Consider the following 21,590-nt stretch of genomic DNA (forward strand, 5'->3'; position numbering starts at 1 on the left):
GTTGCTTCGCTCGTTGCACCATCATAATTGGCAGCTAAATCATGGGTTAAATCATAGCTTTCAAAATCGTCTTCATAAACCAGCGTTTGACCAGCTGTATCTGAATAAACTTTTAAGTTATCAACTAAGAAATCAGTTGTTGCAACACCACTGGTATCACCTAACTTCATAACAACCGTTCTTACATGCGCATTAGCGACATCAGAGGCTACATTAAGTGAAGCTGTTGTGAATGGGCCGTATGAATCACCATTAATAACGACAGTGACTTGGGTTGCATCCCACATCATCTCAACATCAATCCATTCACCTGGCGTGAATGTGGTGGTGATATTAACAAACTCTGCGTCTGTTACTTCATGGCCGCGTATAGCGAATGTGCCATCAAGAATTTTTAAGTCAACAATCGCATTACTGGTGCTTGTTGAACCATTGAATAACGAAACATAAGCTGTTTTAGCTTCATCGGCCGCTTTTAAAACTGAAACGCTCATTTTACCTTGCGCTAACGCATCTGATGAATCACGTTTGTATCTTAATTCACCGGCATCATCAGTTTTAGTATCTTTAATTGTGGCCACTTTAGTTGTATTAGTATTGCCAGCACTGCCCGTGTCTGGATTTTCAACTGGCGGTACAACAACCGTAGGGTCGATAACAGCAGCGGTTTCAGCTGACGTTGCAGACTCGCTATAACCGACATTATCTTCATAGCTCACTTGAACCGTGATTTTTTTATCAAGTAAATCAGCTGAGATATCAAGAGAGCCTTCATTTTGACCATCAATTGGTACACCGTCAGCATTCCAAACAAATGTAGTGCCTTCTGGTATGCCATTTAAATCAATCGCTCTGGCGATTAAGGTTGCACCAATTTTGGCATCACCAAAAATACTCAAATCTAATGGCGAGTTATCTTCAACTGCGTTTGATGTTTTAGCAACAAGCTTTTCAGCGTTACCTGCAGCATCAACATAGTTTACCGTTACCGTTAAGCTTGAACCAACGTCATTTGAGGTAACGGTGTAGCTTGGGCCTGTTGCATCAGCAATAACACCCGAATCTGTAGACCAAGTGTAAGTCACGTTTTCGCCGTCACCATTTGCATCTGACACATCTGCAACTAACGTTTTGCCAACATAAGCATAACCGTCGAGTGAAAGGTTCCCAATGTAATTATTTGAATCTTCATCTCTACCGTCATTACAACCAGTCAGAGATAGCGCGAGTACCGAAAGTGTTATTAAATTCTTAATCATGCTTCACAGCCTATACTTGAATGTTTACGAAAGTTGGTCAATTCAATGGTTAATCCGAACAATAATTAAACCATACCATTTGTATTAACAAAAAACACTTTTTTGTTTTACATTTATTATTAAAGTGTAATACCAATTGGTCAAGCTTTATTTTGAGTTAATATCGTTAATTATTGTTTTTTGGTTAGTTTTTTTTAGTTGAATTGGTTAAATATAGGTCATAAAAAATACTTTAAGCGCTATTATCAAAATATTAATTGAAATTTACACAGACTTTTTAACCGCAATAAACTTAAATAACGTTGATTTAATTACAAATAATTGGGAAGGGTTAATCGTGGATAAACGAGACAATATAGAAGAATAAGGGTCGAAAATAGATAAAAACAGTTAACAATCGCCCGTTTATTATCCGATTTTTAGCCCACATAAGCGTAGATAAAACACACTTGAGATCACGTTATAATCTAGGTGACCAACTTGTAATGTTATCTTTTTCTTTTGCAAATAAAGAGGATTAAATCTGGCAGATTAAATTAAAGCCATAATCTAAAAAGGTTTGAAATTTAATAAAATACAATAAGTTACGCATAAACGTAAAATAATTAATGAATCAATTATTCAGCAGGAAAAAGTTAAAAATCAAAATAAGATCTGATAAAAAACAAGGTAACACCCTAAATTGTTATTACCAATTATAATGAACTTTAACGTTAGTTGAGTTAAATGATATAGGTAGGTTTAAGTGAACAATAGACAGATAAAGACAACATATAAACCATTGTATAGATAGTTTAACAACCCACAGCTTGAACAAATACTCATTTGATTAATGTTTTATTGAATATTTGTTAACCCATCAATTCATTTTTTCAGCTCTGCGCTAATCGTGTTCATTAAAATATAGTGTTACAGGATCAAGTAGTAGAAGGAGTCTATTACTCTTAATCCGTCATTTTTGTTTTGCGTAACTCAGATGGCGTTATACCAAAACGCGCTTTAAAGCGCTCTGTAAATCGAGATTGAGATTGGTAACCACATTGCTCAGATATATAACGAATAGCATGCTGTGTTGTCTGCAATAAATGTAGCCCTAACCCCAGCTTCACTTGATCTTTTATTTCTTGCAAGCTGGTAGCTTCCGCTTTTAGTTTACGTCTTAAAGTTGATTCACTAACGGCCAACTGATCACAAAAATAAGCTAATGTTAATTCCTCTTCTATTGGCATGATTGTTTGTTGCTGACTAATTAACTGATGTATTTTTTGGCTTATTTTATTATTGCTCACTTGCGATAGCACAGCCTCATGTCCCATGTGACACAACAATTGAATAATTTCTTTGCGGCGTAATGGCCATAATGCTTCAGGTGCATAACGGGTCCATTCAACAAACTGTTGTAAACACGTATTTAACGTAGCGGTTATTTCGCCTACGCAGTAATTTGATCCCCCTGTAACAGGTTCAAAGTGATTAATTTTTAAACCAGAAAAATCTTGATATTCAAATTCAATTAATAATGCAAGGTATTCTTTATCTTTAGGTATATTGCGCATATCAATAGTTGGACTATCAGACAAAAAGATAAAATCGCCCGCATGGCAAGTGATAGCATGATGAGCACCTAATTCTTTATCACCCGACAAGATAGCAATAAATAAAGGTTTAACTACAGGTACATTTAATAAGTTTTGTTGCTTGTAAGAAGAATAAACGGCAAAAGGTAGCGTTGCATTTTCAGCGGTCGCTTGTTTGGTGAGTTGTATTAAACGGTGCATATTCACTTTGTTACAATTAAGCAAAAGCTGGATGGTGCTTTATTTTATACCTAACCCCCTATTTAAAATCAACTATCTCACCTAAACAAAAGCGACTAGCCGTTAAGCTAGTCGCAGGTCATGCTTAATAATTTAATAGGCTCTAATTTTTATATACTGACAACCATTGTTAGGCGAGAACTGTAATGTTTGGCCAGACAAGTTACTCGATGCCGCGTAGTTAGCATTAACGGTTAATGAACCTGAACCATCAACCGACGATATTGTGCCTCTAAAATCACAAGATTCATTCGCGTTACTATCCCAAGCGGCAAAGTTTTTGCTACTTAAATCACTAGAGAATGTAATACATGAGCTAGATGTTAGATCAAATTCTACTTTGCTCGACCCTGTATAGGTTTGACAATCACCCACCGGTGGATCTAAAGGATCAGTAGGATCGCTTGTATCAGCCGAAAGTGTTATTTTATCTAAATTCATCACACCGCCACTGCCGCCAACAGATGAGTTGACATAAATGACCAATTTATCAACGCCTGTTGCGGTGTTACTCAAAACCACTTCTCGTTCTTCGTAACTGCCCCAGCCTCCTGTTGGCGATGTAATATAAGTGCCGAGCAATGTACCTGTTTTGCTGCCCTTTCTTATTTCGACCTGATGGCCAGAACGCACGCCTGAAATATCAAAAATAATAGACTTAATATCGGCAAAATTAACATTATTATAAATCATGCCATCGCCTTTATTCACGTATCCCACAACACTTGTTGTCGTAACCGTACCAATAACCTCATCATGATTTTCGGCTTCAATAACATCACCAACGGCATAACTCACCACCGGTGTTACATCACCTTCAGTTGTGACACCAGAGCTTGGCATTTGCGCGTAAACATCTTCAGCTATTTCTTGAGTCCAGGTTTCTACCGGTGCGCCATCCACGTTTAAATGTTTGAAGTTTGTACCATCCCAGCCAAAAGCATATTCAACATCAGGGGTATCAAATAATCCCCATGTGGTAATGGCTGCACCTGCCGTTAATGCTTTTTCAAGTGTATTATTGACAAATACGTTATTAGGGCCGGTTGGTCCAGACCAATTAGTCGCATGATCTCCCGATGCATACCAAATAGGTTGCCATGTGCCTGTACCTGGTGCACCATCAGTCCAACTTCGGTGTTCAAACGGAACCTTGATTGTGTTGTTTCGAATAATATTATTACGTTCCCAACCGCCATGTAGATTTAAATCCGCATTGAGATCATTACCTTCCACGACATTACCCGTTGCAGACCACTGCAGCGTAAGGTGACGGACATTTTTAATGTCATTATTTTTAATTAAGCTGTCATACAATTTGGAGCCTCGGAAATATCCATTACCGCCAGCACCCTTGTTCCATGAACCATTTAACGTGTTATTTAAAAAAGTCATGTTTTTAGCAAATTCAGTCACAATAGGGTGTGACCCCACCATTTCTAAATTAACGTTTTCAACCCAACCATTGTAAGCCCACTTAAAAATCAGACCATGGATAGCATCTTCTGGACACACATTTTGATAACGAAATTTAACCCCATTAGGATTACTCGACGCATCGTACTCATCAGTGTTATATGTCGCACAATCTGTGCCTGCATTATCCATGGTTAAATGGAAATCACGAAAACCGACATCTTCAACAGCAGTAACGGGCATAACACGACTTTTGTAACCTGAGCTATTGGTTTTAGGAATATCAAACTCAAGTGGTTTGTCTAACGTGATCGTGTCGTTACTGGTATTTTTAGCTTGCACTTTAAAAATCTGAGTGCGCATATGTCCTGTTGTAATATGACCATTAGAACGTTTAGCTGACGGCACTTCGCCTAAATCTAAAAAGGCTGTATCATTAGCCGCCCCCACATAAATTAAATCGCCGACCTCAAATAAATCAGCCGCATTAGATTCTAAATGCAATACCGAATCGCCAATCGCGGCGGTTTGATCAAACTCAATGCCATGCTTCCAATGAAAGTTAATGCTGCCTTCGTAAGCTTGTTCGTTGTTGTGTTTTAATCGCGTTTCAACTCGAAAAGCACCAAAGCCGGGCCAATATTTTTTATCAAAATCAGGCGCACCATCAGACGCAGCGCCATAAGGTGACCACGAATTAATAACCACACTCGTACCCGTTGCAGGGTCACTGCCTGCACCTTCAATAATGATCCCTGATCGATCAACATGAACTTCATCATGTAAATTAATAACACCTGCCGGTAATTTTATAATGATCTTATTACTGGCGCTGTTATTAATGTTAATACCATCAATGATCGCTTGCAGTGCAGCTGAATCATCATTGCCGTCATTAGCGGTCACACCTTCATTCACCGCATAAATAGTTTGAGAACCACTCGTGGGTAACGTAGCACCGTTATTATATCCCGGCGCAGCATGTGCATTAACCGAGAATAAAGAACACATAAGCCCTAATGAGCAAGCTACACTTATTTTTGATCTTGTCATTTCTGTTGTCATTGTTGTTGACATGATGAGTACCTTAATTTTTATTAGTTTTATTGTTCATTTTTATTTAGTGAACTTTTAAAGGATATTATCGGATAAAAAACAGTCGTTTTTTGCTCCGACTGTTTAAAATTAACACAACATAATTGGACTTACCACCAAGCCACCAATATAAATTAAACATTTTTATAACAAAAACAACAAATCATTGATCTTTATACCAATTTAACAACCCCTTAATAATTACCGACAAATAAAAAATTAAAAACAAACCAAACAGATATGACTAACAGGCCAATTTAATATAACAAACAGATTGAAAGAGGTTTTAGAAAGAGAGTGAAAGAGGTTGAATGAAGCAACGATATAGCGTATCCCACAAGTCATGGTATTCATGAAATTAAGACATAAAAAAACCCACACCATGTAAACATAGCGTGGGTTTTAAAATTAAAGGTTAGTGATTATTCAGCGTTAATTTCTTCTGCTGTTTTTAAGAAATAAACCTCAGCAAGTGCGGTATGTACTTGCGCTAAATCGATTTGTAGTTCGTCAATATAATCATGTAACGCGCCATTTCTAAGACTACGCACATCTTTATTTTTGATTTCATCAGCCGATTCATCGAGTAATTTAATAATACTATCGGCGTTATCAATTTGCTGAATGAGTGATTTTAACTCTTGTAAACAAAACAAAAATGAACGCGGAAAAACAGGACTTAACAACATAAACTCTAAAACATCAGCTCGTTGAACTCGTAACCCCATTTGCTGACGATACATTTGATACGCACTAATTGAACGTAATACACTGATCCATTGAATGTTTTCAAACGGTCGCTCAGTGGTATCTGACGTGATTAGATTAGCAGAGCGCACATCTAAAATACGTGTTGTCATATCCGCACGCTCAATAATCGAACCAAATCGAATAAAGATATAAGCTTGGTCGTGATTGATCGTTGCGTCTAAAGCTCCAAAAATTAACAAGGTCGACTCGATTATTTTTTTCAAATATTCAAATCGACCGCGTTTAGACAAGCCTTTATTTTGGTTATCTTTAATATAATGATAAAGCGAATTAATACCTTCCCAAACACCACGAGGTATAACATCTCGCACCGTACGCGCATTTTCACGGGCATATGAAATAGAATTTAAAATTGATGACGGGTTATTTTCACCTAGAATAAAAAACCGTAAACAATTTGCTTCTGAAAAATCACTGTGTGTTTCTTCATATTCTTTACGTACCCCGATAATATCAACCAAAGGTTCCCAGCCAGTTGAAACACCTTTTGGTAAATCCATTAACAGCATGTTATTAATATTCACTAAACGCGCGATGTTTTCAGCACGTTCAACATAACGAGCCATCCAATATAAAGTTTCAGCAACTCTTGATAACATATTAGTGATCCTCCTCGTCGACTATCCAAGTATCTTTACTACCACCACCTTGTGAAGAGTTAACCACTAAAGAACCTTTAACCATAGCAACCCGAGTTAGTCCACCCGTCGTAACTTTCACATCATTGGCCGATGACAAAACAAATGGTCGTAAATCAACATGACGACCTTCCATCTCGCCTTCAGCAAGCGTTGGAACCGTAGAAAGCGCTAACGTTGGCTGTGCAACCCAATTCCGCGGATCCGCTTTAATCTGTGCGATTGTCTTCTCTTGTTCAGCTTTAGTCGACTTAGGCCCTATTAACAAACCATAACCACCAGATTCGTTAGCTGGTTTGACCACTAATTGATCAATATTTTTTATCACGTAGTCACATTCTTTGGGATCTAAGCATTTATAAGTCGGTACATTATCTATTTTAGGCTCTTCACCTAAATAATATTTAATGATTTCAGGAACATAAGCATAAACCACTTTATCATCAGCTACACCAGCACCTGGCGCATTAACCAAAGCGACATTACCTTTAGACCAAGCACGCATTAAGCCCGCAACACCTAATGTAGAATCAGGGTTAAACGCTTCAGGATCGATAAACATGTCATCAATACGACGGTAAATAACATCAACACGACGTAAGCCCGATACGGTTTTCATATACACGCAATCATCTTTTTCAACAACGAGATCACGGCCTTCTACCAATTCACAACCCATTTCACGAGCTAAATAACAATGCTCAAAATAAGCAGAATTAAAAACACCTGGAGTTAACACAACCACTTCGGGTTTATCTAAAGGACGAGGCGACATACTTGCCAACATATCAAATAAGTCAGATGTATAATCAGTCACGGGTAATACCGACATGCGTTCAAATAGTTCCGGAAAAACACGTTTCATCACCGACCGATTTTCAAGCATATAAGAAACCCCCGATGGCACACGAAGGTTGTCTTCTAAGACATACATTTTTCCTTGTCCATCTCGAACTAAATCAGAACCACAGATGTGAGCCCAAGTTTGGCTAGGTGGTGAGATACCAACACATTGCTTTCTAAAATTAACCGAATTAGTCAATAAATCCTTTGGAAAAATGCCATCTTTAATAATTTTTTGGTCGTGATATAAATCATCAATAAATAGGTTAAGCGCTTTAACCCGCTGCTTTAAACCGTATTCAATTGACTGCCATTCAGACTTTTGAATAATTCGAGGTACCACATCAAACGGCCAAGCGCGATCAATGGTTTTACCTTCACCGTATACGGTAAACGTGATCCCCATTTCTTTAATCGCAAAGTCAGACGCAGCACGCGCTTGATTTAAATCTTCTTTAGATAAGTCACTAAAAAATTTAGCCAATTCAGCGCCGTGCGCTCGTGGTTTAGCATTATCACCTATGAGCTCATCAAAAAACCCATTAGTTTGGTATGCTCGCCAATCAATCCCCATAGCTATCTCCTTAATGCCTAAACTCGCTGTTTATTTCAGTCGAGTCATATCTACAGCAACGTTTAATTGATGTGCGCCACCGCCAAAAACAACACCTTTTAAAGGCGTTACATCTGAAAAATCTCTGCCTATCGCCAAACTTATATGTTGGTCAGTTGGTAAGATGTTATTGGTTGGATCAAAATCAATCCAACCTAATTCTGGAACGTAAATAGCAAACCATGCATGCGTAGCGTCGGCACCTTCAAGTTTTATTTCACCTTCGGGTGGGATCGTTTCTATATAGCCACTAACATACCGACCTGCGAGCCCTAAACTACGCAAACAAGCGAGAGCAAAGTGTGCAAAATCTTGGCAAACGCCCTTTTTATGTGCAAAAACAGTGCTCAAAGGGGTGCTGATTGTGGTAAATCCAGGGTTATACTCAAAGTCATTAAAGATCCGTGCCATTAAACACTCACAAGCCGAAATAATTGATCGTCCAGGCGTAAATGACTCTAAAGCATACCCGCGTATTGCTTCGTTAAATGGCGTAAAATAAGAGGGTAAACAAAATTCTGCAGCCTTTAATAAATCAAAACTGTTCGGTGTTCTTAATTGCTCACGGACCCCTTCCCAGGTCAAAATATAATTAAATAAGCTATTTTGATCGCGCAATAACACTTCGACTTCACTGGTGGCCGTTACAATCAAACAATCATGCTGGGTTGGTATTTCAAATACCGTAACCTGATTGCCAAAATAATCATTAAAATAGCGTAAGTAATCAGCTTGTGGACTAATCTTTATCTCGCTTTTCAAACAAAGTTGAAAAAGGTTATTCAACGGCGTTAAACGCGCTTGGTTTTGACACAAACTAACTTGATCTGAATATTGATAAGTTGTTGTATGCTTTATTCGAAATTTCACTTGCTGTCCTGATCTATATCCGACCATGTTAATTTTTTAGCGGTTTGTGTATGCGTAAAATATTGCAATAACAATAGGTCACAAAACGTATCTAAATTAAACCGAATCAGTCTTAAAAACTCGACAAGATTTTCTCTAGTCGCTTTATCTGCAACCACTAGCGAATCACGTTCAGTTAAATAGCAACTGGTTTTAGATTGAAGTAATGCTTTTTCGTGAGCTGAAATTAACCCAGGCTTACGTTTACTCGGTAATTTACCACACAAAGAATGTAATAATTCTAATTGAAATAACAAAGACCGAGGGTATTCAGCATCAAGTAACAATAATTCTAACCCTGTTGCAATGCTTTGATACATACGGTATCGACGCTTATGCGTTATCAAACTAACCTGACATAACAGCACCGTTTCAAGCAAACCAATTTGCTCTATTTCATCAAGTTCAACCGACAGCAAACTATTAGCAAAAGACGTAATTTGAATACTACGCTCAATACGACGTCCCATATCGAGCATAAACCAGCCATTACTATTCGACATGCTGTCAGCAATAGAGCCATTAAACGCCATGATATAGCCCATAATTTTATCAAGTAACGATTGCATATCACGTGTCGAAATAGATATGCTAGCCTGCTTCAACTCAGCTATTTGCTCTTCAATATCGTCGACTATACGCCAGCTATCTGACGATAATAAGTCTTTCACTTGCAAAGCAGCATTAACAGCAAAATTTAAACACGTTAAGACACTGCCCGCGATATTTTCATTAGCAAATAAATCATATGCCACTTTTTTACACTTGAGCGGGTCAAGTTTATCGGCATCAGGGACGATGTCATTATATGGATAAATAATCGATTCAGTTTTAATGGCAGCCATTAACCGAGCCACTATTTTTCGGTTTTTTTCATCCGGGTAAACCGCAAGTTCAGTATAACGGTCAATATAAACACGAAGAAACCTAACCGTATTTTCACTGCGCTCAAGATAACGCCCTAACCAAAATAAATTTTCGGCCGTTCGACTTGGAATAATACCTTCGAGTAAAGCTAAATCCATCATCGAACGAGTCGGACTTGATGTCGAAACAGGTGCTTGTATTTGTTGGCTATTCACCCAAGTATCTTTAATCCACCCGGTATGGCTTAATTTGTTATCTTGTTCAAAACACAAAGCCGATGGTAAAACCTGCACACCGTTTGGCGTTGAAAGTGCGAAAAAACGAAAAAGGACAGGTTTGGCGATCAACTTATTACCCGACCAAAAAGGAGCCGTACTCAAACACGGTTTTTGTCTAAAATAATAAGCATCAGGCGCGGTTTCTAATTTTTGCTGAATCAGTTCACCATCAATCGCACCATCAGCGCAAAATTCACTATCGCTATAACTCAATAATTGATGATTACGCCAATCTAACTGCGTGGCATAACTTGCATTAAACACTGCTGGTTCTGATAAAATTAAGGGCTCGCCCAAAAGTTGCTCAGCTAACACGCTTAAGTTTTGTTTAATCGCAGGCGCTTCTAATACACCGCACCCCATAGGGTTAAAAACTTTTACAGCACCTTCACGTATCGCCTGTAAAATACCAGCAATGCCATGCAGCGAATATTCGGTTTGCTCTAACGAATCAATACAGCGATCGGGCAACCAACGTAAAATCACATCAACTTTGCGTAATCCCGCTAATGACTTTAACCAAACTTTACCTTTACGCACGGTTAAATCTGCACTTTGTACGAGGGTGTAACCTAAATAAGTTGCTAAAAAAGCATGTTCAGAATAATTAGGGTCATTAACCCCTTGCGACCAAATAACCACGCGTGGATCACGCATGTTGCTGGTGCTGTTATTAATATTTTGTTGGATCAGTTCAAAAAAATGCGCAACCCGCTGTACATTACATTCAGCAAATTCATCACTCATGACGCGGCGGGCGATAATACGGTTTTCGAGTAATAACCCTAGACCTTTGGGCGCTTGGCAATGATCGGCTAATACATTGAATTGACCATTTTCATCACGATAAATATCAAAGGCGGTAATAAATAAGCCCGATGTTTGAGCCGGTAAATCAAAACACTCGCGCATGTAGTTAGCATTTTGATGAAGTAAATTAGAAGAGATTTGGCCGTTCATTAATAACAATTGCGAACCATACAGATCGGATTTTATATGATCTAACAAGCCTACGCGTTGCTTAATGCCAGCTTCGATTCGTAGCCAATCAACAGAAGATAACATCAACGGTAAAGGATCGAGTTGCCACTTAGTTGTCGCGTATGCGGAATGCGTAACACCACTATCTTGCAATAGTCGCTTAATTTCATTGGTACGCACCGTGATGTCAAGCTCGCTTAAATTAGCTAAACGACTAAATAAGGTGTCCCAATGTTCGGTTGTGCCACCATTATGATGTTCAACTTCATCATGAAGAAGGTTAGCTTTTAAATACTTCGCTAACCATTCAGGTAAATCTGACATGTTGTGATTTTCACTATACAAATTGCATCCCTCCAGTTTATACCTAAGTATTAAAATTGATATAAATTCTGCTTAGGAATTTACGCGCTAAGCAGAATTAAATACTTTTATTACTTATTAGCTAATCAACACACATGGTTGAACCCATAATGAGCTTACTTAAATTTAGGCGATCGCCTTAAATCAAGTGTATTTGGATAATCTTTATTAATACTTTCCTCGGCTGGCACAACAAAATCAGGCAATGCATCATGTACTTTAAAGTGGCGAGCTGCATTATGTTCTGACCAAACGGGTAAATCAGACTTAACCGTTGCTGGTGTGTGTCCGTACTCCCAGAAACGCGCAACACGTCGACCTTCAGCTTCAAATGCATTAACTGGGAATGTTGAGAAGTTTCGTCCGCCAGCATGGCTAACATGATAGGTGATGCCACCCACTGAACGCCCCGACCAAGTATCAAACACGTCAAAAACGAGCGGGGCATGCACACCAATCGTTGGGTGTAATGATGAGGGTGGTAACCAGGCTCTAAAACGAATACCGGCAATAAGCTCACCTTTAATCGAGGTTTTTTGCATCGGTACGCGGCGGCCATTACACGTAATAAGATAACGCTCACCCACCATACCCGATACTTTAACTTGAACCCGTTCAAGTGATGAATCAACCGAACGTGACATGCCGCCACCGGCAGACTCTTCACCTAATACATGCCAAGGCTCAATAGCAGTACGTAATTCAATCCGCACATCATCCACTTTATGTTCACCACAAACCGGAAATCTAAATTCAAAAAATGGATTAAACCACTCTAATTTAAAATTATAACCCGCGTGTTGTAAGTCTTTACAAATCGAAGCGATATCTTGCTCAACATAATTAGGCAGCAAGAACTTATCGTGTAATTCAGTACCCCAACGGACTAGCGGTTTATGATAAGGCTGCACCCAGAACCAAGCGAGTAAGGTTCTTAACAATAACATTTGCATTAAGCTCATTCGTGAGTGAGGAGGCATTTCAAAACCACGAAACTCAACGATACCTAAACGACCGGTTGGCGAATCAGGTGAATAAAGCTTATCAATACAGAACTCAGCCCGATGCGTATTACCGGTTAAATCAACAAGTAAATTACGTAATAATCGATCGACTAACCAAGGTTGAGCCACTTCACCGGTTGGCATATTGGCAAAAGCAATTTCAAGTTCATAAAGTAACTCATCACGCGCTTCATCAACTCGAGGGGCTTGGCTTGTTGGGCCAATAAATAACCCTGAAAATAAGTAAGATAACCCCGGATGATGCTGCCAGTAAGTAATAAAGCTACGCAAAATATCAGGCCGGCGTAAAAACGGGCTGAGTTCAGGGCGTTCGCCCCCTAAAGTGACATGGTTACCACCACCCGTACCGGTGTGACGGCCATCAAGCATAAACTTATCGGTGCCTAAACGAGACTCTTTCGCTAAATCATATAAATCCGTGATGCGTTCAACTAATTGGCTCCAATGAGTCGAAGGATGAATATTGACCTCAATAACCCCAGGGTCTGGTGTCACCGCATATTGCTCAATACGGCTGTCTTTAGGTGGACGGTAACCCTCAATAACAACAGGCATTGATAAAGTATCAGCCACTTTTTCAATCGTATTTAATAATTCAAGATAATGCTCAAAATGCGTGAGTGGTGGCATAAAGACATATAAACGACCTTCACGCGCTTCAATGGTTAACGCCATCTTGATTAATTCATCACTAATTGTGCCATTCTTTTTTGGCTTAATCGCGGTGAATTCAGCCGGTATATCAAACGGGTCACGCTCAATAAGTGATTCAGCAAGGCCTAAGCTATCTAACGGTAATCGATAACCAACCGGTGAATCACCCGGTAATAAGAAGCAATGTTTACGTTTGAATTCCCAATGGCAAGACTGCCAGCCTTCTTCTTTATCATCCCACTGCAACGGCAAAACAAACCCAACGGGCTTTTCAATACCGCGTTCCATTTTAGCTAAAAAGGCTTTGCGACTCATGGCGCTTAGCATGTCTGGTAATTTGGGATCTATTTCAACCGGTAACGAACCTTCTTGCCACAAGTGATATAAAATATCTTCATACGCAGTGATCACTTGCGTCGGTTTAAAACCTAACCCTTTAGCGACTGCTTGCATAAAACATTCACTGTCGACTTCGGTAAATGCGTAATCTTTATTTGGGTTAGCCAATAAAGCCGGCTTTTGCCAGATCGCTTGGCCATCTTTGCGCCAATAATGGCCATATTGCCAACGAGGTAATGGCTCCCCAGGATACCACTTACCTTGTCCATAATGCGAAAAGCCACCTTTGGTGAATTGCTCATTCATACGCAAAAATAGCGTATGAGCTAATACGCGCTTTTCATCGCCATCCGCTTCGGTATTCCACTGCGGGTGTTCCATATCGTCAATAGAAATGAATGTGGGTTCACCCCCCATCGTTAAATGAATGTCGTTATCGGCTAACACTTTATCAACCGTTAAGCCCAACTCGTTAATTTCTGACCATTGCGCATCTGAGTAAGGTTTAGTTACACGAGGTGTTTCATGTACACGGGTGACTTTATTATAAAAATTGAGTTCTGCTTTACATTCGTCTATTGCGCCAGTTACGGGTGCTGCCGAACTTGGCTCAGGGGTACACGCCAATGGAATATGACCTTCACCCGCAAACAAACCCGATGTGGGATCAAGACCAATCCAACCAGCACCCGGAATATAAACTTCGGTCCAAGCATGTAAATCGGTAAAATCCTCTTCTGGACCGCTCGGCCCATCTAAAGATTTTTCATCTGACGTTAATTGAATTAAATAACCCGATACAAAACGCGCCGCTAAACCCAACTGACGGAATAATTGCACTAATAACCAGGCAGAATCACGACAAGAGCCTGATTTTTTCTCTAAGGTTTCATCTACCGACTGTACGCCCTGCTCTAATCGAATACCGTATTCGACAAATTCATAAATGGCCTGATTAACACTCACAATAAAGTCAACAGTCGCGACTTTATCTTGAGGCTTAGGTTTGCATGATTTAATCAGTTTATTAAATGCTTTAGAGGGCTTCTCAGCCACTAAATACGATTGCAGATCTTTTTTCGTCTCTGGGCCATATTTAAACGGAAACTTCTCAACCCCTTCTTCTAAAAAGAAATCAAATGGGTTGATAACGGTCATTTTGGCGACTAAATCAACGGTAAAAGAGAATTTTTTAGTTTTTTCAGGAAAAACAACCCGAGCAAGGTAATTACCAAATGGGTCTTGCTGCCAATTAATAAAGTGATTTTCAGGTACTATTTTTAAAGAGTAACTCTGGATTGGCGTACGACTGTGCGCGGCGGGTCTTAATCTAAAAACATGAGCGCCCATGTTAATAGCTTTATCATAAACATATTCAGTGTGATGTGTTACACCCACGGTAATTGTCATTCGTTACTTCCTCTTAACTTAGTCAACCTGTGCGCGGATAAGCTATGCGAGCTTTTTTTAACGACATACGTTAAGCATATCTATCCGGTACAGAGGTAAATCACGCAAAATATAGCTCATGAGATATTTACAAAGCTTTTCAAATAGCAAAAATAATAAAGGTTACAGGATAAATAATGCTTAATACCACGGCATAAAACATCACAAAGTGGCATGACTTAATTACCGAACCTCTAAAATTCATACAATGAAATCACTTGGCTAGACACATGAATTGATGCAACAACACCTTCAATGTGTAGAAGGCAAATTCAGTTTATCTTTATATACTAATAGTACTAAACACTAAACTGTTAAAATCCAGATAAGTGATTATCTAAGACAAATGTAAAAAGATGATAAATTTAATATACAAGATACGTTCCATACTCAGCATTTAATCATTAAATTGGAATATTTCAGATATTTAATATGGCCTAAATGATAATAAAGGTAACTGAGACTGATCAAATAACGAACAGATAATTCAACTGAATACTGATAAGCCAAAAACTTTAGCTTTAAAATGTTATTGGATACGCTTTGTAACGCCTAAGCCTATAAACCTAGGCTTTAATACCAAGAGCCCACTTTCACTTAGATAGACTTATCATTAATACACGCGCAACTAATACGCCTAGATAACCTAAAATACAACTCATATTTAGCAACTCACCACTTGTATCGATTTACCGCTGAACATTTTTAAACTATTTTTATTGCAAAAAAGTGAATTTTTAAATCTTTGCCACAATTGCACCTTAATCGAACATAAAACTGCACTACATAATGCGGTACCTCACAACAATATCCAGTGTCGCAAATATTAATCACTTATTAATGGGTTGGTATAAAACAAGCTGCATAATAACTCTTGTTCATTAAAGAAAAATGAAAGCGAAATAAAAGCAAAAACAGTTAAAGAGGGATAGAGAGAGATTAAAGAGATGCGATCAAAAAAGGATACCGAAGTATCCTTTTATTACTTGAATTCAAGTCACCTAACTTATTAACTCATGTCAATTAGGTAAACACATAACTGAGCACGTGTTAATTACGCGTTATAGGTTGTTGAAGCGGTATCACCACCTCGGCCAGTCCAGTTAGTATGGAAGAACTCACCACGTGGCTTATCTGTGCGCTCATATGTATGTGCACCAAAATAATCACGCTGTGCTTGCAATAAGTTAGCCGGTAATCGAGCCGTACGGAAGCCATCGAAATACGTTAATGCCGCACTTAAACAAGGAGCCGGAATACCGTTAGCAACAGCAGTACCCACAACACGACGCCAGCCCGCTTGAGCGCCAACAACTGAATCTTTAAAGTAAGGGTCAAGTAATAAGTTGGTTAATTCAGGTGTTGAATCATAAGCATCTTTAATTTTGCCTAAGAATGCAGAACGAATAATACAACCACCACGCCACATTAATGCAATTGCGCCGTAGTTCAGATCCCAGTTATATTCTTTAGCCGCTTCACGCATTAACACATAACCTTGCGCGTAAGAAACCATTTTAGACGCTAACAATGCTTGACGTAAATCTTCAATAAAGGCGGCTTTATCACCGGTAAAGCTAATTTCAGGGCCTGAAATAACTTTTTCAGCTTCTACACGCTCAGCTTTTTGTGCTGAAATACAACGAGCAAACACAGATTCAGCGATCAGGGTTAACGGCACACCTAAGTCAAGCGCAACAACACCTGTCCATTTACCCGTCCCTTTTTGGCCAGCTGTATCTAAAATTTTCTCAACTAATGGCTCACCGTCTTCATCTTTATAAGCAAAAATATCGCGTGTAATTTCGATTAGGTAGCTATCTAATTCAGTCTCGTTCCAATCGGCGAATACTTGATGTATTTCATCTGCTGATAAACCAAGAACCGTTTTCATTAACTGATACGCTTCACAGATTAATTGCATGTCGCCGTATTCGATACCGTTGTGAACCATTTTCACAAAGTGACCGGCACCCGCATCGCCAACCCAATCACAACATGGAACAGTCATGTCACCGTTTTCGTCAGCCACTTTAGCCGAGATTGACTGGAAAATATCTTTAACCGCAGGCCATGCTTCTTTTGCGCCGCCCGGCATAATTGAAGGCCCTTTTAGTGCGCCTTCTTCACCACCAGAAACACCCGTACCAATATAGTGTAAACCTTTGCTAGCTAGATATTCAGTACGACGATTAGAATCAGGGAAATGCGTATTTCCGCCATCAATAATGATGTCACCTTTTTCAAGGTGAGGGATCAGTTGTTCAATAAAGTCATCAACAACTTGACCTGCTTTTACCATTAACATGACTTTACGCGGCGTAGCTAACGAAGCCACTAATTCTTCAACACTTGACGCGCCACGAATGTTTTTTCCTTCAGCGCGGCCATTTAAAAATTTTTCAACTTTGTCATAACTACGGTTATAAGCAGTAACAGTAAAACCTTTTGATTCCATGTTAAGGATCAAGTTTTCGCCCATAACGGCTAAGCCGACTAGGCCTATATCAGATTGTGCTTTCATGTATTTTCCCCAATTGTCTAGCTGACCGGCTCTCTGTAACACGGTCGATGTAAAACAGGCTACCCTGTGTGTGTTTGTATTTTAATATTTGTTACTAAGCTAGCTTGTATACCCAAGTCACTTGAGTATGCATTAGCCAACTTTTTTACTCATTTGTGTTAATTCCTTACGCGCTCAGCAAAGCATTAACGATTCACACTTTTAGCTCATTAACCAATAACTACCTAAACCAATAGAAATTAAACCGATAAATTGATTAACTCGCGGCGCATACTGCGTAAATTTATTTCGAATCAATTCATGGCTATAAGCAAAACCAACACCTAAGCAGCTCATGCTAACCAAACAACCAAACGAAAAAAGCGCGACATAACCTAAAAATTCATTCTGCGACATCGTCGGCAATAAACTAATAACGGAAGTACTACCCGCCACACCTTGTAATATACCCATTAATAACGGGATCAAACGATTAGCCGGTAATGATGACTGAATTGCCTGATCATTTCCATTATTTTGTAAACGAGGTGTTTGATAAATCAGCCTAAAGCCCAAAATAACAAGCGCGGCGCCAACAGCGGTTTCTGCATATTGAGTCCACTGCTCTGGTAACATAAACCCCGTTAATACAACAACGGCGGCCAACATCAAAATAGTACCCCCGTGCCCAACGCCCCATTTAAAGGCGTAACCAATAATGGCTTTAACTTTTGAGCTATGGTTAACAAATGATGACATCGCAACGACATGATCGGCATCAAATGCGTGGATCATACCAACGATCAAGCTCATTGAGAGTAAGGTCCAAATACTTAATTCAGTCATGATTATTGCCTTAACTAAATTGATTCATAATTTTAACTGCAGAACACGCTGCACCAAAACCGTTATCAATATTAACCGCCATCACCCCCGGTGCACACGATGCTAATGCACTATGCAAAGCGGTCGTTCCACCTTCAGAAATGCCATAGCCGATTGCACTAGGTGCTGCGATAATAGGCGCTTTAAGTAAGCCACCCAGTACACTAAAAATAGCACCTTCCATACCGGCAACCGCAATGATAATTTTATGCTGCCTGATCGCTTCAAGTTGATCCATTAGCCGCCATAACCCGGCCACACCGATATCTAAATACATAGGCGCAGCAAAACCATTAAACAATAAAGTTCGAGCGGCTTCTTGTGCAACACGTAAATCGGAAGTGCCCGCGGCGACAATTGCAATACCGCTTTTTAATTCGGCGGGTGGCGTAAATTCAAGCAAAGCCGTTCTAGATACCGGATCATAATCTAATTTATCTTGTTGCTCCGCAGGCAAAGCAGACCATACCTGTGTATCAAGTCGCGTTAGTAACGCAGGGGTTTTCTGTTCAATATGATAAGCAATAATCGCTTGAATATCGGCAAGGCATTTTCCTGAGCAAAAAACAGCCTCAGCAATACCTGTACGCGCATTGCGCTCTGAGTCCCAAGTGAAATTAGGCATGTTTAACCCCGTTTAAAAATGCTGAGCCTTTTTGATAAAGCTTAACGCCAGAAAACATACGCCCTTTTGAACCACAAAAATCGGTTAAGTATTGCGATAAACGCGTTAATAACTGGCTCTCTGGCAATTGATTTAATTCTAAATAAACGCCTTGTCGCGTGATACGACAACGAATAACAGGAATGTTCGGTAATAAATTTTGCGTTTTAACTTCAACTTCGTCTATAAACGCTAAATCTTCAGGTTTAATACTGATACCCGTTTCAACCCGACTTGCTAAGCAAGGTTGAGCTGGCAACGATTCAATCTCGCTTAACCCTTCCCGTTTAGCTATTTGGTATATTTCAGCTTTAGTTATACCCACTTCAACATAAGGATGAACAACATGCTGCTTTTTAGCCGCTTCTAAACCTGGGCGATAATCAGCTAAATCATCGATATTCGTGCCAGAAAAAATAGGGCCAGGCGCATGCTCTGATATACGCTGATACAAATTAGATTTGCAAAAAAAACAACGATTAGCGGGATTTTTTAAATAATCAGGGTCATTAAATTCTTGTGCATCCACCACTTTTAATTGCCAACCATACTGGCGAGCATGCGCTTTAACGCGCTTCATCGCCGCTTCAGGTACCGCAGGTGAATAAGCATGTAAAACTTGCACATTCGCTTGTGAATAACGGTTAGCTAAATAAGCCAATAGCAGGCTATCTATACCACCACTAACTGCAATCGAGAATCCAGAATATTGTTCAAAAAAAGCAATTAGCTGCTCCACTTTATGATTGAGATTAGGCATCGTCGTTTTCATCATAATTTAGACTCGATAGTCATTTTTTTCGCACGGCGTTCAGCCAACGAAGGAATTTGGGTTAGTTCATCATGCTCAATTTTAGTTGTTGTTTGATTATTTGGCCGAGTGACCACTTTAAAGCGGGTATCATTTTCGCATACATATTCACGCGGCAAGCATTGGCGATTTTCAATGCGCCAGCGTAAACCGATAGTAGAGGTTTGAATAAAGCACTGTTCAATCACTTTTTTATATTCTTTAACCGATGATAAAATCGTTAAAATTTCAACCGGACGATTCTTTTTACCACGAGCTGTTAAGCTCGTCACATCAATAACCCCCGTGACTAAACGTAAGTTATCAATGGCTAAGCCAAGTTCTTCACCTGTCATATCATCAACATCTAATTGTATATTAACAATCGTTTCGTGTTCTGCTTGCTCATGCGTTTTTTGTTCTGGTTGTTTAAAGACCAACACGCGTAACATATTAGGCATATTGGCAAATACTTTAGTACCCAGCCCGTAGCCTGTTGTTTCTAACTCGCCAGTAGGTTGAACCGTTTGCGCTTGAATATTTTTAATATAACGCAAAATAGCAGCCCCCGTCGGCGTGATCCGCTCACCTTTTATACCATCATCAACAAATTCAAACCCTTTAAGGATCTCTGCGGTCGCAGGTGCCGGAACGGGGATTAATCCATGCTGTGTTTGTACTAACCCTCCACCGATTGGCAGCTTTGATATGCTCCATGAAGTGGTCGAAAAATGCGCTAAAATAACGGCACTGGCGACAACATCCATTAAAGAATCCCAATCGGCTAGTTCATGAAAATGAACATCATCTAATGTTTTACCATGAATTTTAGCTTCGGCTACCGCAATAATAGTAAGTAAATCAATCGCAATATGACAAACGGTTTTGGATAAATCACTGGCTAACAAGAGCTCGCATAAATAACGGTAAGTCGTATGGGCATGATGCGAGTGAGCCTCAGCACTTTCTTCATGTGTATGTTCATGATCGTGAGTGTGTTCATGATCATGTGAATGATGATCATGTGTACTTTTATGCAGATGCGTATGTTCATTTGAATGATCATGTTGAGGCTGAGTACGTGCTTGCAACGGATTCAAATACGTAATTTTTAGCGTTTCATCAACATGTGAAATAGCCTCTTTTAATGGTTTTTTTTGTCGTAATTCAAAGCGTAAACCACTAATACCAGAGTTTAAGCCTTTATAAAGCTTAGGCGTGCCTGCATGGCTAGGCAATACGCAGGCTAAAGCCTGCATAACATCAGGTTGCAAGTTTTTAAATGCATCAAGCATCGACGCGATAAACATATCACCGGCTATCCCACCCGCGACATCAAGATGAAGATGCGAAACAGTTGCTAATGACATATTTATAACTCCACAAACCTAATTAAAACTAAATATAAAAACAGTGACTAAGCTAGTCTAC

The 21,590-nt window shown here is 39.4% G+C and carries 12 protein-coding genes and 1 pseudogene; all 13 read right to left on the reverse strand.

The window, feature by feature from the left end; translation table 11 throughout:
* Positions 1-1,259 (reverse strand): annotated as a pseudogene (locus DPX34_RS14415) (hypothetical protein); the annotation flags it as partial.
* A 944-nt stretch (positions 1,260-2,203) separates the two neighbouring features.
* Positions 2,204-3,037: a helix-turn-helix transcriptional regulator gene (locus tag DPX34_RS14420; RefSeq protein WP_111979155.1), complete on the reverse strand. Its 834-nt coding sequence runs from the start codon at positions 3,035-3,037 to the stop codon at positions 2,204-2,206.
* 132 nt (positions 3,038-3,169) lie between these two features.
* Positions 3,170-5,569, reverse strand: coding sequence for a carbohydrate-binding protein (locus DPX34_RS14425; RefSeq protein ID WP_111979156.1), 2,400 nt, complete (start codon positions 5,567-5,569; stop codon positions 3,170-3,172).
* A gap of 440 nt (positions 5,570-6,009) precedes the next feature.
* A complete protein-coding gene (locus tag DPX34_RS14430) occupies positions 6,010-6,957 on the reverse strand; it encodes an alpha-E domain-containing protein (protein ID WP_111979157.1) in 948 nt (315 codons plus the stop codon).
* A gap of 1 nt (position 6,958) precedes the next feature.
* On the reverse strand, positions 6,959-8,413 hold the full coding sequence (locus tag DPX34_RS14435) for a circularly permuted type 2 ATP-grasp protein (RefSeq protein WP_111979158.1): 1,455 nt from the start codon (positions 8,411-8,413) through the stop codon (positions 6,959-6,961).
* Positions 8,414-8,443: 30 nt separating this feature from the next.
* The gene (locus tag DPX34_RS14440) at positions 8,444-9,322 is read right to left on the reverse strand and encodes a transglutaminase family protein (protein WP_111979159.1); all 879 of its coding nucleotides are present in this window, start codon (positions 9,320-9,322) and stop codon (positions 8,444-8,446) included.
* On the reverse strand, positions 9,319-11,832 hold the full coding sequence (locus tag DPX34_RS14445; protein WP_111979160.1) for a circularly permuted type 2 ATP-grasp protein: 2,514 nt from the start codon (positions 11,830-11,832) through the stop codon (positions 9,319-9,321). The genes DPX34_RS14440 and DPX34_RS14445 overlap by 4 nt, the downstream gene beginning before the upstream one ends.
* 134 nt (positions 11,833-11,966) lie before the next feature.
* A complete protein-coding gene (locus DPX34_RS14450) occupies positions 11,967-15,278 on the reverse strand; it encodes a transglutaminase family protein (protein ID WP_111979161.1) in 3,312 nt (1,103 codons plus the stop codon).
* A 1,093-nt stretch (positions 15,279-16,371) separates the two neighbouring features.
* Positions 16,372-17,841 carry a decarboxylating NADP(+)-dependent phosphogluconate dehydrogenase gene (gene gnd / locus DPX34_RS14455; RefSeq protein WP_111979162.1) on the reverse strand — a complete coding sequence of 490 codons (1,470 nt, stop codon included), beginning with the start codon at positions 17,839-17,841 and terminating at the stop codon, positions 16,372-16,374.
* A gap of 201 nt (positions 17,842-18,042) precedes the next feature.
* A complete protein-coding gene (locus DPX34_RS14460; RefSeq protein WP_111979163.1) occupies positions 18,043-18,666 on the reverse strand; it encodes a hypothetical protein in 624 nt (207 codons plus the stop codon).
* Positions 18,667-18,676: 10 nt separating this feature from the next.
* On the reverse strand, positions 18,677-19,330 hold the full coding sequence (gene larB / locus DPX34_RS14465) for a nickel pincer cofactor biosynthesis protein LarB (RefSeq protein ID WP_111979164.1): 654 nt from the start codon (positions 19,328-19,330) through the stop codon (positions 18,677-18,679).
* Positions 19,323-20,129 (reverse strand): ATP-dependent sacrificial sulfur transferase LarE, encoded by an 807-nt coding sequence (larE, locus tag DPX34_RS14470; RefSeq protein ID WP_111979220.1) that lies wholly within the window; start codon positions 20,127-20,129, stop codon positions 19,323-19,325. Before larE ends, larB begins: the two co-directional genes overlap by 8 nt.
* 11 nt (positions 20,130-20,140) lie before the next feature.
* Positions 20,141-21,529 carry a nickel pincer cofactor biosynthesis protein LarC gene (larC, locus tag DPX34_RS14475; RefSeq protein WP_111979165.1) on the reverse strand — a complete coding sequence of 463 codons (1,389 nt, stop codon included), beginning with the start codon at positions 21,527-21,529 and terminating at the stop codon, positions 20,141-20,143.
* Positions 21,530-21,590 lie beyond the last annotated feature (61 nt).

This window comes from Algibacillus agarilyticus (genome assembly GCF_003286125.1).
GTDB classification, from domain to species: Bacteria; Pseudomonadota; Gammaproteobacteria; order Enterobacterales; family Alteromonadaceae; genus Algibacillus; species Algibacillus agarilyticus.